The organism is Streptomyces sp. NPDC050439 (assembly GCF_040655335.1).
Classification (GTDB): domain Bacteria; phylum Actinomycetota; class Actinomycetes; order Streptomycetales; family Streptomycetaceae; genus Streptomyces.
Genome location: NZ_JBFAJT010000016.1, coordinates 1 through 16596, shown reverse-complemented (window position 1 = coordinate 16596; position 16596 = coordinate 1). Strand labels below are relative to the sequence as shown.

At 67.3% G+C, this 16596-nt stretch carries 11 protein-coding genes; 1 reads left to right on the top strand and 10 read right to left on the bottom strand.

What is annotated here, in order from left to right:
• Nucleotides 1–63: 63 nt before the first annotated feature.
• From AB0I66_RS41815 to AB0I66_RS41790, 6 genes are all read right to left on the bottom strand, one after another.
• Nucleotides 64–1470 (bottom strand): phage/plasmid primase, P4 family, encoded by a 1407-nt coding sequence (locus AB0I66_RS41815; protein ID WP_363213424.1) that lies wholly within the window; start codon nucleotides 1468–1470, stop codon nucleotides 64–66.
• 505 nt (nucleotides 1471–1975) lie between these two features.
• Entirely contained in the window at nucleotides 1976–3493 is a 1518-nt protein-coding gene (locus tag AB0I66_RS41810) for a phage/plasmid primase, P4 family (protein ID WP_363213337.1), read from the bottom strand.
• The gene (locus AB0I66_RS41805; protein ID WP_363213336.1) at nucleotides 3490–4605 is read right to left on the bottom strand and encodes a bifunctional DNA primase/polymerase; all 1116 of its coding nucleotides are present in this window, start codon (nucleotides 4603–4605) and stop codon (nucleotides 3490–3492) included. The genes AB0I66_RS41810 and AB0I66_RS41805 overlap by 4 nt, the downstream gene beginning before the upstream one ends.
• A 464-nt stretch (nucleotides 4606–5069) precedes the next feature.
• Nucleotides 5070–5459 (bottom strand): DUF6009 family protein, encoded by a 390-nt coding sequence (locus tag AB0I66_RS41800; protein WP_363213335.1) that lies wholly within the window; start codon nucleotides 5457–5459, stop codon nucleotides 5070–5072.
• Between the two features lie 151 nt (nucleotides 5460–5610).
• A complete protein-coding gene (locus tag AB0I66_RS41795) occupies nucleotides 5611–7176 on the bottom strand; it encodes a phage/plasmid primase, P4 family (protein WP_363213334.1) in 1566 nt (521 codons plus the stop codon).
• The gene (locus tag AB0I66_RS41790) at nucleotides 7173–8189 is read right to left on the bottom strand and encodes a bifunctional DNA primase/polymerase (RefSeq protein ID WP_363213423.1); all 1017 of its coding nucleotides are present in this window, start codon (nucleotides 8187–8189) and stop codon (nucleotides 7173–7175) included. Before AB0I66_RS41790 ends, AB0I66_RS41795 begins: the two co-directional genes overlap by 4 nt.
• A gap of 1031 nt (nucleotides 8190–9220) precedes the next feature.
• Between AB0I66_RS41790 and AB0I66_RS41785 the strand changes: the two genes are divergently transcribed.
• Nucleotides 9221–9370 (top strand): hypothetical protein, encoded by a 150-nt coding sequence (locus tag AB0I66_RS41785; RefSeq protein ID WP_363213333.1) that lies wholly within the window; start codon nucleotides 9221–9223, stop codon nucleotides 9368–9370.
• Between the two features lie 925 nt (nucleotides 9371–10295).
• On the opposite strand, the gene AB0I66_RS41780 is transcribed toward AB0I66_RS41785, so the two are convergent.
• The 4 genes from AB0I66_RS41780 to AB0I66_RS41765 form a co-directional block, all read right to left on the bottom strand.
• On the bottom strand, nucleotides 10296–10562 hold the full coding sequence (locus AB0I66_RS41780) for a hypothetical protein (protein WP_363213332.1): 267 nt from the start codon (nucleotides 10560–10562) through the stop codon (nucleotides 10296–10298).
• A 674-nt stretch (nucleotides 10563–11236) separates the two neighbouring features.
• The gene (locus tag AB0I66_RS41775) at nucleotides 11237–12430 is read right to left on the bottom strand and encodes a ParB/RepB/Spo0J family partition protein (RefSeq protein ID WP_363213331.1); all 1194 of its coding nucleotides are present in this window, start codon (nucleotides 12428–12430) and stop codon (nucleotides 11237–11239) included.
• Nucleotides 12427–13581 carry a ParA family protein gene (locus AB0I66_RS41770; RefSeq protein WP_363213330.1) on the bottom strand — a complete coding sequence of 385 codons (1155 nt, stop codon included), beginning with the start codon at nucleotides 13579–13581 and terminating at the stop codon, nucleotides 12427–12429. The genes AB0I66_RS41775 and AB0I66_RS41770 overlap by 4 nt, the downstream gene beginning before the upstream one ends.
• Nucleotides 13582–13735: 154 nt before the next feature.
• Complete coding sequence (locus AB0I66_RS41765; RefSeq protein ID WP_363213329.1) at nucleotides 13736–16249, bottom strand: Helicase associated domain protein; 2514 nt, start codon at nucleotides 16247–16249, stop codon at nucleotides 13736–13738.
• Nucleotides 16250–16596: the final 347 nt, after the last annotated feature.

Sequence of the window (16596 nt, the reverse complement as noted above, 5' to 3'; positions counted from 1 at the left end):
CAGATGGCAAAAATATGGCGGCCGGAGTCGTGGTCGGCCGGATGTCCTGGCTAGATACCGTCATCAGGCATCCTCCTCGTCGGCAAGCAGTCCGATGCCCGGGTAGTACTTGCGCTGGTTCGAAAGGATCATCTGCTTGGGCGAGTCCAGCCCAATGGTCTCGCGCACACGAGCGGCGAAGGAGCGGGACGTCATGGCCGGCGCACCCTCATTGTGGCACCACGCCTTGTACGCGGCGTACAGCTGCGCCTGTTCCGCTCGTCGATCCGAGTCGAGCGCACAGCTCTCGCCGAGGAATCGGCCGGTGTGGTCCTCCGTGTCGGCGTACGCGGTGGTGGCGATGCGTACGCGCTCGGGCCCGGTGAGGTCCTTGTCCCCGCCCAGGTAGCGGCGGGCACCTTCGATCAGCCAGTTGAGGATGCCGGGGCCTTCCTCGGTGACCAGGATGTCCGCCAGGTTGTCGATCTTCCGTTCGTCGGACACCGTCCGCTCGAACGGGAGGAGTCGCATGCGGCGCCAGAACGCGAAGCCACCGGTGCCCACTTCGGGCCGGTGATTGCCGAGCAGCCAGAGTTTGTGGGTCGGGGCGAAGCTGAAGAAGTCCTGCCGCATGCGACGCGCCTTGATCCGGTCGCCGCCGGTCAGCAGCTTCACCCGCGCCTCGTCGAACTTGTCGCCCGGCTTGACCTCGGAACACACGATGACCCGGCGCCCGTGCAACTCGGCGAGGTCGGTGGGGTGCCCCTCGAATGGCCTGGCCATCAGGAAGCCCGGAGGGGCGGCGTCGGCGTAATCACCCAACAGCTTCATCAGCACGTCCAGGAGAACCGACTTGCCGTTCTTGCCGACGCCGAACAAGAACGGCATGACCTGACCGCCGACGTCACCGGTGACCGAATAGCCGAGCAGCAACTGCAGGAAGCCGATCATCTCGGTGCCCTCGTCGTCGTCCCCGAAGGTGTCGGCGAGGAACCGGTTCCAGCGCGGGGTCGGCATCGGCCGGGGGCCGACCGACGTCGAGCGCGAGTGGAAGTCCTTGTTGGAGTCAGGGGTGCGCACGAGCCCGGTGCGCAGGTCCACGATTCCCGTGGGGGTGCACAGGGCGTAGGGGTCGGCGTCCAGGAGCGCCGCGTTGAGCACCATGCCCGGCGCGGACTTGGCCTGCGCAAGCATCGCGTTCATCCCGGAGGTGCTCAGGGCTCGCCTGCGGTGCTGCTGCAGTTCGGTGGTGGTGTGGAGGCCGCGGGGGTCCTTCCCGGCGATGGACTCGGCGAGGTCGCCCGCGGCCCAGAGCACGGTGTCGTCCTCGTCGATCTGCCAGCGTGTGGTGTCCCAGCGGTACCAGCCGAGCCCGGGCACGTGCCGGTAATCGGCGGCGTACAGCTTCACGAAGAGCTTGGCGTTGCCGCGGTCGGTGAGGCTGTCAGGGAGCAGGCCGGCAGGCGTGGCGACACTTTCCGGTGAGGCCATGGCCTCACCGATCGGCAGGGGCAACTGGCCGCCCTCGTGCGCTACTTCGTGGACGGCCTCGTGAGCGGCAAGGATCTGGCCCGCGACGGCTTCCGCGTCGAAGTCGACCAAGATGCCGCTCCGGTCCGGGCCCGGCTTCAGCGGCGGGTCGCTGCGCGGAAACCGCAGATCAGCACCCATCTAGCCCCCCATCAGCGACCGAAGCGACTCAATGACCGACATAGATTAGCGAAGTCCTGACCACTGGTGCGCGCTTAAGGTCAAGGCCTGTACGTGCTGTTGACGACGGGACCAACTGCCCGTTCGGACACCGCCCTTCCTGTCCCACCAGCACCAACAGCCGTTCGGCGCTGCAGGAAACAGCGTCGGTCCTCGTCGCTCCGTCGCCTTCGCCTCCACCGGTTCTCAAGCGGTTTTCGGCTCGGTCTGGGCAGCGACTGAAGCGACCGAGAATCGAAGTCCTCCCGACGGCCTGCCGGAGGGGGTTTCTGGGTGATCGGGCAGCTCATGCCCTTGCTTCGTCGGCGAGCAGCCCGATGCCCGGGTAGTACTTGCGCGAGTTCGACAGGATCATCTCCTTAGGCGAGGCCAGGCCGACCAGCTCACGGGCCCGAGCGGCGAACGCGCGCGAGGAGATGACGGGGACGCCCTCACGCCGGCACCAGCCCTTGTACTCGGCGTACAGGCCTGCTTGCTCTGCACGGCAGTCGGGGCCCAACTGGCAGGCCTCGTCGAAGAAGCGGCCGATGTGGTCCTCGGTCTCCGCGTACGCGGTGGTGGCGATGCGTACGCGCTCGGGCCCGGTGAGGTCCTTGTCCCCGCCCAGGTAGCGGCGGGCACCTTCGATCAGCCAGTTGAGGATGCCGGGGCCCTCCTCGGTGACCAGGATGTCCGCCAGGTTGTCGATCTTCCGGTCATCAGAGACGACACGCTCGAACGGGAGAAGTCGCATGCGACGCCAGAACGCGAAGCCACCGGTGCCCACTTCGGGCCGGTGATTGGCCAGCAGCCACAGTTTGTGGGTCGGGGCGAAGCTGAAGAAGTCCTGCCGCATACGGCGGGCCTTGATCCGGTCGCCGCCGGTCAGGAGCTTCACCCGCGCCTCGTCGAACTTGTCCCCGGGCTTGACCTCGGAACACACGATGACGCGGCGCCCGTGCAGCTCGGCGAGGTCGGTGGGGTGGCCTTCGAAGGGTTTGGCCATCAGGAAGCCCGGAGGGGCGGCGTCGGCGTAATCACCCAGAAGCTTCATCAGGACGTCCAGGAGAACGGACTTGCCGTTCTTGCCGGAGCCGAAGAGGAACGGCATGACCTGGCCGCCGACGTCGCCGGTGACGGAGTATCCGAGCAGCAGCTGCAGGAAGTTGATCATTTCCTGGTCGCCGGGGCCGCCACCGAAGGTGTCGGTCAGGAAGCGCTGCCAGCGCGGCGTCGGTGTCCGCTCGGGGCCGACGGTGGTGGAGCGGGAGTGGAAGTCCTTGTTCGGGTCCGGGGCGCGCAGCAGGCCGGTGCGCAGGTCCACGATGCCCTCGGTGGTGCACAGGGCGTAGGGGTCGGCGTCCAGGAGCGCCGCGTTGAGCACCATGCCCGGCGCGGACTTGGCCTGCGCAAGCATCGCGTTGATGCCGGTGGTGCTCATCGCCCGACGGATGTACTGATGGAGCGCCGAGGTGGTGAACACACCACGGGGGTCGGTGGTCGCGAAGGCTTCGGCGAGGTCGCCCGCGGCCCACACGACGGTGTCGTCCTCGTCGGGCTGCCAGCGGGTGCGCTGCCAGCGGTACCAGCCGAGCCCGGGCACGTGCCGGAACTCGGCGCCGTACAGCTTCACGAAGAGCTTGGCGTTGCCGCGGTCGGTCAGCGTGTCCGGGAGCAGCCCTGCCGCCGACGCACCGGTCGCCGGAGCCGCACGGCCGGTGGCCTGAGCGGGCAGAGAGACGGGGGCGGCCTGGGCCCGGATCTGGGCGGCAACGGCCTCCGGGTCGAAGCAGGGCAGTACGTCGGACTTTTCGGAGGAGGTCACCGGCGCCTCCCCGGGTGGAGGGGACGTCGCATCCCTGCGTCCAGACCGCCGCGGATGATCTGTGCCGCCCTGCGGCCCTGTCCGGGACGGACCGCGGCGGCGGTGTCGAGCAGGGCGCGTTCTGCGGTGCCTGCGGGCAGGAGCCCGGCGGCGACGAGCCCTCCGAAGGTGTAGGCAGCGCGGTTGAGCCGGTCGGAGAAGCCCGCGCCTTCGGCGACCTGGCCACAGGCGGCGATATCGGCGAGAGCGGCCGTGACGGTGTGCTGAACGGCGTCCTGGCCCCCGCCGGCGGCCAGGACCGCCGCGCGGGCGCGCGGCGGGACCGTCCGGGGCTCTGGTACGGGTGGGGCTGGCCGATGGCCGGTGCGCTCGAGGTCGCCGGCCAGCCAGTCGGGCAGCGCGGCCGGCTCTTCGGCGCCTTCCAGCGGGGTGTACGTGCCCGACGTCGTGGTGGTGTGCGGGGCGATGATGTAGCCGCCGTGGGCACGGACGTCGACCTGCCAGGCCAGGGCACGGCCCCGGCCGGAGCCGGTCGAGCACTGCCAGCCCGCGGCCGGGTCGGTCCGATACCAGACGTGGAGTCCACCCGACGGCGTACGGACGCGCAGCGTCGCATGGTCCGTGGCGGGGTCGGGCATGCCGCGAAGCGCGGCGAGGACGGCCAGGGTGTGGAAACCGTTCGCCAGACCCGTGAGGTCGATGTGTTCGCCGATGTGGATACCCGGCAGGATCCGGTCCCGGGAAGGGACTTGGGCCTGGTGGGCGTCGATGTCGATGACGACCAGACCGGCCGGACCGCAGGCGACTCCGACGCCGAGGCCGGGCCGCGGACCCCACCACCGGGTGATCCGCTCAGGATCGAGCGTGGCCGCATAGAAGCCGTGGCACCAGCGGCCATCCGCCGTGCAGGGGCAGTCGGCCCGCGAGTGGCCCTGCACGCGGCAGCGCTCGCAGTTGGCGGCCGGGGTCTTGCGTCCCGGTGCCAGCGGATGGACCGGCCAGCCGCGTGCCGCGCACGCCCGGGCGGTGGTCAACGACCTCGCAGCGACCGGAGCTTCGTCCAAGGGTGGCTGCTGTAAGTCGCTGCGAAAAAGCCGCAGCTCAGCAGACATTCAGTTCCCCCATCAGCGACCGAAGCGACTCAACGAAGGACATAGATTATCGAAGGATCCCGGCAGGCGGGCGGAGCCGATACGGAAAGCCACGCGCCGGACCGCCGAGGAGAGAGCATCCCGCTCCCTGAGCCGACGGCGTCCTGTCCTCCTCAGCGACTCAAGAATGCGGCAGCGACCGAGGAGCCTTCAGTCGCTGCTCTCCGAGTCACCACAAAACCCCAGGTCAGAATAGCTACGCTGACCAAAACAGCGACTGAAGCGACTCAAGGTCCCTATCTATAACGCACACACGCGCACACGCGAATGTCTTTATATACTCGACTCAGAGTCGCTTGAGTCGCTGTTTAGCCCGTCACACCGCTCTGACCTGCATGTATCCAGTAGACCGAAGAGAGCGACCCAACAGCTCGCTCGGTAGCTGGCCCTTCAGTCGCTGCCGACAGCCCTTTTTCAGAGCTAGATCACGAACGAGCGGGAACTATGTCGCCGGTCGCCTGGGACCGGGGCGTCTTCGATCCAGCCTTTCCCGCTGCCACCGTTCGCGGGTCGACGGCTTCCAGCGGCGAGCCCACCCGGTACGGGCACTCGGGGTCGTCGGGCCGGTTCGGACGGTCGTGCGGCAGCAGATAGAACGTGCGGCGGGAGAAGAGACCACTGTCGGCGCTGCGCGACGCGTTCGGCGCCAGGTTGGAGTAGCCGATCATCCGGCCGTCGCGTTCGTAGCGCGGCTTTCCCTTGCGGGTGCCGACCTTGTCCAGGGCCTGCCGGACGTAGTCCATGTCCGCGGTGTCCTCCAGCCAAACGACCTCGGCTTCCTGGACGAGATCGCCTTCCTGCGGAATCGCGCTCATCAGGCCTCCTGGCTCTTGGCGGCCGGGCACCGGCCTTCGGGTGTCGCATCCACGCGGCCCGCACTCCCTGCTCCGTTACGGGCGAGCGGGAGAAGCAGGCGTCGTCCATCGTACGGTCGGCGCGCGAGCTCACAGGGACTGCGGCGTTCGCTCACTGCCACGGTCCCCCACCACCGGCGGGAGTGTCGTCTGTGAGCAGAGCCAGGCCGGGGTACAGCTTGGTCGCATTGTTCTTGATCATATCGGCGGGTGAAGCCAGGCCCAGTTCCTGCCGGATGCGGCTGGCGAACGCGCGGCTGGTGGAGGGCCTGATGCCTTCGTCGGAACACCAACGGCCGTAGGTCTCGTACAGGAGCTTCTGCTCCACGCGCAGGTCCGAGCCTGAGCCGCCGTCCGGACCTTTGGTGCAGCATTCGGAGAGGAAGCGCCCCACGTGGTCCTCAGTGGTCTCGTAGGCGGCCGTGGCCACGCGGACGGAGGCCGGGCCGGTCAGCGGATCGCGGGTGGCCAGGTAGCGCTTCGCGCCCTCGATCAGCCAGTGCAGGATGCCGGGGCCTTCGTCACGGACCAGTTCGGCGGCCAGGTTGTCGATCTTCCGCTCGTCGGGGACGCTGCGTTCGAAGGGGATGATCCGCATGCGCCGCCAGAACGCGTAGCCGCCAGTGCCTACTTCGGGACGATGGTTGCCCAGCAGCCACAGCTTGTGCGTGGGGGTGAAGGTGAAGAAATTCTGTCGCATCCGCCGCGCGGTGATGGTGTCGCCGCCGGTGAGGAGTTTGACGCGGGCCTCGTTGAACTTGTCGTTGGGCTTGAGCTCGCTGCACACCACGATGCGCCGCCCGTGCAGCTCGGTCAGCTCGGTGGAGTGCTCGGTGAACTTGCCCTTCTCCATCAGGAACCCGGGCGGCGCGGCGTTGGCGTAGTCGCCCAGGATCTGCGTCATCACCTCCAGCAGCACGCTCTTGCCGTTGGCGCCCGACCCGTAGAGGAAGGGCAGCACCTGCGCGCCGACGTCCCCGGTGATGGAGTAGCCGAGCAGCAGGTGCAGGAAACGGGTGGTCTCCAGGCCCTTCGCGTCCTCGCCGAAGGTGTCACGCAGGAAGCTGTCCCAGCGCGGGATCGGCATGGCGTGCGGTGCCACGAGGGTGGCGCGGGAATGCATGTCGGTGAGGGGATCGGGCTTGCGCAGCGTGCCGGAGCGCAGGTCGACAACCCCGGCCGGGGTGCACAGGGCGTAGATGTCGCCGTCCAGGATCTCCGGGTCCAGGCGCAGCCCGGGGGCGGCCTGTGCCTGGTAGAGCAGGGCTTTGAGGCCGGAGGTGGACTCGGAGTGCCGACGGTGCGCCGCCAGCTGGCGGTCGGTGAACCGACCAGAGGGGTCATGGTCGGGGATCTGCTCGGCCATCTCGCCGGCCGCCCACACCGCCGCTTCATCACCGCCGGACAGCTTCCAGCGGTATTCGTCCCAGGAGTGCCAGCCCATCCCGATCACGTAGCGGAACTGGTCGCGGTAGAGGCGGGCGAACAGCTTGGCGTTGCCGCGATCGGTCAGGGAACCGGGCATCACGACGTCCGGGGCCGGGGCCGCGGGCGAGTAACGATCGGTCTGCTGGGCCGGGAGGCCGGGATGCGCATCGGGCAGCGTGAAGTCCAGGCTCTGCTGGTGGATCTGGGCGGCGGCCGCTTCGGCATCGAAGCGTGCAGGCTCGGCGCTCATGAACGTCCTCGGGGGTGGAGGGGGCGCTGGGCGCCCGCAGACAGAGCGGACTCGATGATCGTGCGGTTGCGGTGTTCCTGGGCAGGGCGTGCGGTGTGAGCCGCTTCCCGCAGCAGCTCCCGCACCTCTGTCTCCGTGAGGTGGCCGCCCTGGACCAGGCCGCCGGCCGTGTAGGCGGCGCGGTTGAGTTTTTCCGTGAAGCTGGCGCCTTCGGGCACGGCCGCGCAGGCGGCGACCTCGGCCAGCAGCGGATCCAGGAAGCGCTCGGATCCCTTCGTCGAACGCCGCCGGCGCGGAGCACCGGGTACGGCGGCGGGGTAAGGGATCGGGGCAGGGACATGGTGGGTGCGGACGAGTTCTTCGGCCAGCCACCTGGGGAGCGGTGCGGGACGGCGTGCGTCTCCCACGGGTCGGTAACTGCCCGCGGCGGTCCGGGTCGTGGGGGCGACGATGTAGCCGTTGTCGGAACGCACGTCCACCTGCCAGGCCAGCGCCGTTTTCGGGCTCGACCCCGTGGAGGATCGGTAGCGGGTGGCGGGGTCCGGGTTGCGGTACCAGATGTGCAGCCCGCCGGACGGCGTGCGCACGCGCAGAGTCCCGGTGTCCTCCACGGGGCTGGGCTGGCTACGGAGCGCTGCCAGCAGCGCCAGAGTGTCGAAGCCCGTGGCCAGACCGTCCAGGTTGACCTGCGGGGCGATCGGGATCCCCGGCAGAAGACGGGACCGTTCGGGCACCTGCGCTGCATGGGCGTCCACATCCAGGACGACCAGGTCCGCGGGGCCGCAGGAGACACCGACGCCGAACCGGGACTCCGCGTGCCACCAGGTATCGATGCGGTCGAGGTCGGTGGTCGCAGCGTGAAAACCGTGGCACCAGCGTCCGGCCGCTTTGCACGGGCACGACACAGGGCTGTGCCGATCCTTCTTGCATGCCGGGCAGTTGGCCGGCGGAACCTTCTGCAGCGGCGCCAGCGGATGCACAGGCCACCCTGCCCGGGCACACCACCGGGCGATCGCGTTTCCGTGCACGGCCTCGCCCGGGACCAACGGGGCGGTCGAGGGCTGGCGGATCACCGGATCGTCCTTGTCACATTTTGGGGCGGTTTCTGAACATCCCTCGTCCTGCAGCAGGGCTCCGGTCAGGAGCGGTCTCCAGCGGAACCAACGGGTCTGAAGGGACTGAGGATTCAGGTTTGCGGCACGAGCGTAGCCCACACAGGATCCCGACACGGGAACACCCCTGCGTGTCGGGGATTCTCGGTCCCGTCAGTCCCGCAGGGGCGGGAGACCGGAGCGGGCCTGCGCAGGGGATTCAGTCCCGCAACGGGCGGAGCGCTTCAGTCCCGCACCACGAAATGGCCTGGTCAGGGCGGTGTGATGGCCACCAACGGGACTGACGGGACCGACATCAGTAGTTATAAGCTGCTGGGAGAGATCCTCTTGTACATGTGCGGGCGCGTGTTGGAGATGTTCTGTTCAGGTGATAACTGTCAGGTTGGGTCCCGTCAGTCCCGTAATTGATGGCGATATGCCTCCTGACCTGCTCTTTCTTTGCGGGACTGAGAGCGGGACCGAAAAGAGGCGGGACTCAGAGCCCCGACCACCCGGATGTCCCTGCCATGTGCGAAGTTCAGTCCCGTCAGCCCCGTGCGGCTTTGCCTCGGGCCACATGATGGGGCCACGTATGTCCATCTCCCCGTAGGAGAAGTCGGCAGCTCCAGCTCGAGCACGGTCTGGGCCGCGTGCACAGAGGACAGTCCGGTGCGCCTTCGCCGGATCAACTGGCGGATGGTCAGGTCCCAGATATTGAGTTCGCCGTTTGCTGTTTGCCGAAGTTCCCGGCGGTCAGCCGGCATCGGGCCGGCAGCCACCTCTCCAACGGCAACTGTCACGACCACTTGCCGGGGTGCCTCCCGATCGGGTGTACCGGTGAGTCAGAGGCCAAGCCGAGGAAAATGCACCTAGCCGCCCAACTCCGCGACCACCACCGAGCGGTCACCGCCCGCCGCCGCCCCGCCCCTCATCCAGGAGACGTTGCGAAACTGGTGGAATCGCCCTCCGGCCAGCCCAGCGTCAACCGCGGCGGCGCGGGTGCCTTCGTCGCCGAAGTCCTCCTCAGCGCGGTAGGCGCTGGCTGCCCCCAGCCGAGCAAGGTGCTGACCGTCGGACAGCCCGGTTACGACGAGGTGCCCTGACCCGCTGTGCACCAGTGCTGGTTTCCCATCCACCTCGGCCCCCGCCGCGGCTTGGACGCCAGTGGCACGGCAGCTGTGGGCGGTCGTCGTTGATCAGACCGAGGTGCGCCCACAGTGTTGCCCAGGGCCGATGAGGGGGCGCCCCGGGCCACGTCACGCGCGCCTCTCGATGAGCTCCGTCCGCAAGTTCTCCTCCTCTGCTGCGAGGAGGAAGGCTGCGTCGTCGAGCAACGGGTCCCGAGAAAACCTCAAGGTCCTTCTCCTGCGCCGCAAGCCTGGCAGCCGTTGACAGCGAGGGCCGGAATCATTGCCCGCTTACTGTTCCTTCCGACGAGCCTGGGGCCGGCCGCCGCCCCGTAGAGAGCCGTCGCCAAAGGGAGTGGACGTATCACGGCGTCGACTAGGGCTGCCTGTTCATCAGCGCCACCCACAGCATCGCCCTGGCCCCACTCCCCCGCGCGCGGACTATCCGCGTGGGTACGCGCCAAGGCAGCTACGCAGTCCGGCGCACCTGACCGATCAAGTGCCGGTACTCCCCTACCGACAGGGAAGCTCACAACCATGGTGCGCTCGGGAACCTGTGCTTTCGCCGACGAAGGACGATGCTGGGGCCGGCCATTCTCGGCCGCACTCGTTGGAACAATCCTTCATCCCGGAGAAGACAGCGCTTGTTCGCGTCAGCCTCCTGCTGTTCCCCGGACGAGTGCGGCGGCCCGGGCGAGGCTTGGGCGACGCCTCATTCGGGGACGGCGCAATTCCAGAACCTGCACCTTGTTGTCCGCGGACAACAAACTCGCGGCAAGTGGAGGAGACGCGTAGCGCTGAACGAGCTGCTCCCCCGGCGACCTATGTCGTTCGTGCTGCCGACCAAGCTTCAGCCCGGTCCGGGCGGGAGCGTCCTTCCTAGCCCCCCCTCCCCTGCTCGCTACTCGGACACCTTGGTCCAGCGCTCTTCGCCCGGCAGATCCCAGTACTTGAGGGCGAGCTCATCGGGCTCTGTCCGGTTGAGAAGGTCGGTTAGCTCGTTTGCGGGGTCGCCCTCCACGGCACCTGCCACCTTGCTGAGACCGTGCCGCTGGCCCGGGACAACCTGCTCCCCCTCGATCTCACCCTTGCCGATGATGCTGCCGTCGTAGGGCAAGAGCTCAAGGGTGTTCCACTCATCGTGCTGCGGTGCGCTGACCAAAGCCATGGTGTAGGTGTGGCCGGGTTCCAGAGCCTCACTGCGTGCCCCGTCTCGTGGCAGGCGAGTGACTTGCTGAAGCTTTCGTGCTTGAAGCGGTTGTAGTGCTGATCGCACTTCGTGCCGGTGACCGCATCGTTGCACCAGGTCAGGGCATTGAGTCCCGGGGGTGGTATGGAGGCCTGCTGGTAGACGATGTCCGTCTCGGAGCCGCCGCTGTACGAGGGGCTCGAGTCCCACTTAATGACGAGGTCGGTCGGCGAGTACTCGGCGTCGATGACGTCGTCGACGCGTTTCTTGCTGGCGCTCAAGAGGGCGCCCAGCCGATACATGGTTACGTCCCGGTTGTCCGTCAGGCAGTAGATGGGTCTGTCGATGTCTCTGTCGGCACAACCCCAAACTGTGTTGCCCGTCGGCTAGATGTTGTCCGCTGCTAGGGGAGTTCCCGGTCCCGGAACCAACTGCGGTCCGGCTTGTTGTCCGCGGACAACAAACGCACCTTCAGGTGGCACTGCCGAACACGGCCGATGCCTGCTGCCCCGTGCCATCAGGTGCGTCTCGCGGCTGGGGGATGGGACATGGCCTACAGAGGCGGGCCGCAGAAGGCGTGACAGGCAACACGAGAGGGCCCCACCGGATCGATCCGGAGGGGCCCTCTCGATGGTTGATCGCGCGACTCTGGCCTACTCGTCCTCTTCGGCTTGGAGAAGCCAAACCAACTTCTTGAGGTCTTCCCGGCTCATGCAGCGTCGTACTTGTCGATCGACCCAGGCCGGGTCCGTCCAGGGAAGGGCATCTACCAGCTCAGAGCCGGCCTGGTGAGGTACGGCGACAACCTGGTCCGCGACAGGGTCGGCAGCCCGACGGGGGCGCGACTTGTTGTCCGCGGACAACAAACCCGCTTCCTGGCCACCCCCCGGCGTACCCGCCTTGGGCTTGGCAGACTTTCCTACCGACTGCGGGCTGCTCGGCTTGTTGTCCGCGGACAACAAACTTGTCGACGCGGGCGGCTCGGATGATTGCGGGGGAGCGGTATCAACGTTGTTGTCCGCGGACAACAACGGCACGTCCTCAGCTGTCGCACCGGCCGTCTTGGCCGCCTGCAGTATGGCCTTCTCTTTCGCCCTCTCCTGAGCTTCGCCTTCCTTCACTGCCTTCAGATGAGCGACGAGGTCAGCCGCCTCAAGGCCAGGGTGGTCCTTCAGATGGCGGGCCAGGGCGCGCCCGTCCCGCTCTGCGATGTCCCCGGAGCTGAGCATGTACTGGACCTCGTGCGGCAGTTCCAGCAGCACTAGCTGGTTGGTGATCCAGGACCGGTCCTTGCCGAGACGCTCCGCGGCTCGGGTACGGGCTCCCCGTGAGGACTGCTCGGAGCAGATCCCCACGAGTTCCTGCACACCACGGGCACGCTCTATGACGTCGAAATCTTCCCGGTCAAGGTTCTCCTTGAGCAGGTGGTTGACGAACTCCTCCCGGGAGGAAGCGAGATCGTCGCGAACCACGAAGTCAAGTACGTCCAGACCGACGTGCACGGCGCTGCGATACCGGCGTTCACCGTTGACCAGGACATGTTCTGCGGTACCGATCTGCGGCTCGTGGTCGGGCCACAGCGCGAGGTAGGCGTCCCGGGATACCGCCACGCAGGCGGCGAGCTGTGCTTGGCGCAGCTCCTCACCGAAACGGGACTTCTCGTCGTCGGTGCCGAAGTTCCGCCGAGGGTTGAGGGGAGTGGGGGCGACCTCATCGAGGTGGAGCCGTACGAGCTCGTAGGCCGGCACGTCCCCTTGCGCGACGGCCTTGGCACGGCCGCGGTCGCTGCGGCCGCGCGGCACCTTCCCGAAAGAGGAGCCGGTACCCAGTCGGTCGGCGGCCTTCATCCGTTCACCGCCACGGCGATGGTGCGCATGGCGTCGGACTGCTCGCAGTTGGGTGCGCAGAACAGCAGCGGCTGCTTGAGGCGGGCCGCTTCACGCTGCTCCTTGCGCTCGGGGATGACAGCGAGCACCGGGGGTTCGCCGATGGACTTCCAGCTGTCGAGGGAGGAGGTGGCGATGTAGCCCTTGCGGGCGTCGTACATGTTCACGATGAAGCCCAGCTTGGCGATCTCAATGTCGAGGTCCTCGGACAGGTCCTCGATCTGATCGAAGAGCATGTCGTAGGCATCGGCGGAGGAGTCCTCGGCCAACACGGGGATCAGGACCCCCGACGTGCCCGGCGCCTCATCGTCGCGGGTGCGTCCGTAGTACAGGGCGGTGTCCATGGAGTAGCCCAGACTGGGCGGGCAGTCGATGACGATGTAATCGAACTCGACCTCAAGCGGCTCCAGCGCCTTCTCCAGCGCCGTTTCCTTGATCCGCACGTGCCGGGTGGTGGCCAGCTTGGCGTCCAGGAGGAAGGCGTCCTTGCAGCCGGGCAGCAGAAACAGACGGCCGCCGAAAGTGCCTTCCTCTATCGGGACGAGCAGGTCGCGCAGCTTCCCCTTGCCCTCACCCAGCATGTGCTTGGCCAGGCTGGGGTCGTCGATGCCGAGCATCGGATAGCCGAGCTGCTTGGTCAGGTGACACTGCGGGTCGAAGTCGATCAGCAGAACGCGCTGCCCTGACTCCGCGAGAGCTTCGGCGACGCCGGCGGACGTGGCGGTCTTGCCGACGCCTCCCTTCTGGTTGCCGAAGACCAGACGACGCGCTCCGGTCGGCCGCGGAGTGCGGCGAGGGGAGGGGGAGCTGTCCAGCCAGAGACGGATGGCCTGCGCCAGCCCTTGGTTGATGGCGATCCCACGGGACTTGCAGTCGCTCTTGAGGCCGGCATACAAGCCGGTCGGCACGTATGTCGAGAAGGAGCTGCCGCCCGAGGTGTCGACTTGAGAGCGGGGTGAGGAAGCAGCACGCCACGCGTGGATGCCCTCGGTCACAGCATCCTTGATGTCCACGCCCAACTCTGCGGCGCGGACCTTGAGTTCTTGGCGGAGGGCGCCCGGTAGCTTGGCGACTACCTTTTCCCGATCATCGGGATCGTATGGGACGGTCATGTGGGTACCTTACTAACCGCTGTGACTGGAGTGAAAGAGCATTCCACGCGTGTCGCGCGGTTGACGGGGCGCCAGTGGCAGCAGGAGCGACCACGGACCAGCTGGTCAAACTGCTAAGCGGCGCCAGTGCGGATGGCGGAATGAGCGCAGGTCGTTACGTCCATCGCATGCCGATGGTGGAGAGTTGTTCTACCCGTTCTGGGGCGAGCGTCGTGGCTCTGCTGCGTTGGTTGCTGATCCACGTCCCGAGTCGAAGATCTCGTTTTTCCTGGTTTGGGTCGGTGATCGTTTCGATGTGTTTTCTTGGTACGCGAAGGTGTCCTTCGCGCTCGAAGTACTGTCGGGCGGCGGCGTAGTGGATCGCCCACTTGGTGGCTTGGCTGGTGCGTGGCTTCGGTTTCTCGTCTTCGGTGGCGGGCTGGATGCCGAGGACCTGCTCGCACATCCACTGCTGGACGGCGGTGAGCTGGTCCCACCCGAGCCGCTGCGCGCGGACCCACCGCCCGAGATCCTCGCCCTGGCGCAGGACCTCGCCCGCCTCGGTGGGCAGCGTCTCACCGGCGTCCAGGTACATCCGGACGAGGTGGAAGCAGCGCTGCCAGGTGACCGGCCAGCTCGGGCACCAGGACGCGTCGATGTCTTCCAGTTGCTCGCGCCGTTCGTCCGACAAGGCCCCGGCCGACGTTTCCACCGGCAGCCCTTCGGCGCGCCGTCGTTCGTTCTCGGCGGCCTTGCGGGCGGCTGCCCGCGCGTTCTTCAGGAAGATGCCCACTTTCGAGCCTTGGTAGGTGGCGTCCAGTGGGGCCAGGAGGTGTCCGTGTTCGGCGGCCCACCCGCGCGCGGCAGACAGCCCTTCCTCCCAGGCGACGTCGTAGTGGGACCAGATCATGCCGAGCTTGTCCAGCTGGGCGATGCGGTCGGCGTCCATGTCGCCGCGGGCGTAGAACCGGCGGGCGTCGGCGGTCCACTGCCCCAGGGGGAATCCGGCGAGTGCGGCCGGCCACCCCTCGCTTTCTGCCGCTTGGTCGTCGATAGCCGGGACGCGGAACGTGAACGGCACCTTCAGATCGCCGTGCTCGCGGGTGTAGACGACGGCGGCTTCGATGCCGCGTCGCCAGTGCTGGTGTTCGGGGTTGAGGACGCGGAGGTTAATGAATGCTGCCAGCTGTGCAGGGTCGCGTGGCATGGAGAACTTCAGCAGTTCCCGAGCCGGCGCCGACAGTTGGTCGCTTCGGTGACTCTCGCCCTCGTCCTTTGCGCTACGGCTCTGGACGCCGTTGTCGTAGCTTGGCGCCTGTTGCTCGGCGAGCTGCTCGACGACTCGGGTGTCGTGCGCCCTGAGGGCTTCCAGGAGTTTGGCGAGCCCGCTGTATGCCCTGGAGGTGAGCATGTTGTCCGCTGTCTCACCCGGCCCGAGCAGGACGGGCACCACGAGGGAGGCGACCTTGCCTTCGCCGGGCTGCATGCGCAGGGCGCGGCCGACGGCTTGGACGAGGTCGGGCATGGAGCCGTGCACGTCGGCCCAGTAGACGGAGTCGCAGTTCTTGGTGTCGACGCCTTCGCCCAGTACCTTCACCGAGCTCAGGTAGCCCTTCTCCACGACCGTGCCGTCATCTGTGATCCCGGCCGCGAACTCTCCCAGCACCCGGCGCCGGTGGCCCGGCTTGTGCTCCCCGCACAGCCAGTTGGCCCAGATCTTCTTTGGGTATGGCTCGGGGTCGACGGCGTGCAGTTTGGCGGCGACGTCCGGGAGGCTGGTCGCGAACGCTTCGGCTTCTTTCACGACGTGGTGGAAGACCAGTGTGCGTCGGAAGGCCTCTTGCGACGATGCTTTGAGCAGGGCGGTCTGGAGGGCTGCGAGCCGAGTCCCGCGGACCTGGTCCGAGCGTCCCTCGGCGCCCAGGAGCTGTGCGGCTTGGAGTTGGGTGTCGATGATGTCTACGCACACCACTTGGTAGGGGGCGCAGATTCCTCGGTCGATTGCTTCCGAGAGCGTCAGCGTGTAGCAGCGGGTGCCGAACGGCCCGTTTGCGGCGTCCTCCATCGATGCGACCAGTTCGCCCGGCATGCCCGCGGCATCCTCGTCCAGTTGCCACAGCCGGGGTGTGGCGGTCATGTAGAGGCGGCGCAGGGAGGGGATGCGAGTGTTGTCGTGGACGACCGCCCACGGTTTGCCCAGCCGCCCCGAGGTCCGGTGTGCCTCATCGACCACGATCAGGTCCCAGCCCGGAAGGCCGGCTCTGTGCGCGCGCTCCAGCGTGCCCAGTCCAAGAGAGGCGTATGTGGCGAACACGGTGACCTTGTCGAACGGCCGCACCCAGTCGACCAGTTCCTGTACGTCCGTGGTGTTGGCGAAGCTTGCCTCCTCACCCCGCAGCGAGGACACCCCGATCATCGGCCCCCGGCGGCCACCCTCACGCCATGCCACCTCGGTCTGAGTCAAGAGATCCAGCGAGGGCACGAGCACCAGCACGCGGCCTGCGTGGAGCTCTTGTGCGCTGCGAACCGCGACCCGAGTCTTCCCGGACCCGGTCGCCATGATCACCTGCGTTCGGAGCCCTCGTTCCGGCACAAGTGATCTTGCAGGCAATTCGAGGGCGCGCACGACCGCGTCAATGGCTTCTCGCTGGGCTGCTTCTCGCTGGTCGGTGCGGCCTGTGATGGACATGCATCGCCTACCTTCGGCTGGGGTGCGACCAGCTCAAGAGGATCCGTAGGGGAGTGGGGTTGTACTGAGGTTCCAGCTCACTGCTCTGCCCATCATGGTCATCAGCAAGGCTTCGGGATGGATCTCGATAGCCCTTAGGAGCAGAGTCAGAGGGGTGGACTAGGATTCCAGATCTTATCTGAGCCCTAGAATGATGCAAATATTCTCACAGAGATTCACACTGATTCCTGAGAAGCACCCGGGTACCCACCCCGTAGCTGGCTGGGCCCGCGTCAGCGGGCCTTAGTAGGGCCCAGGAGGCGAAGCCGGAGGGGCCGTCAGGTGGGGGAGCGGAGCGGACCCATCGG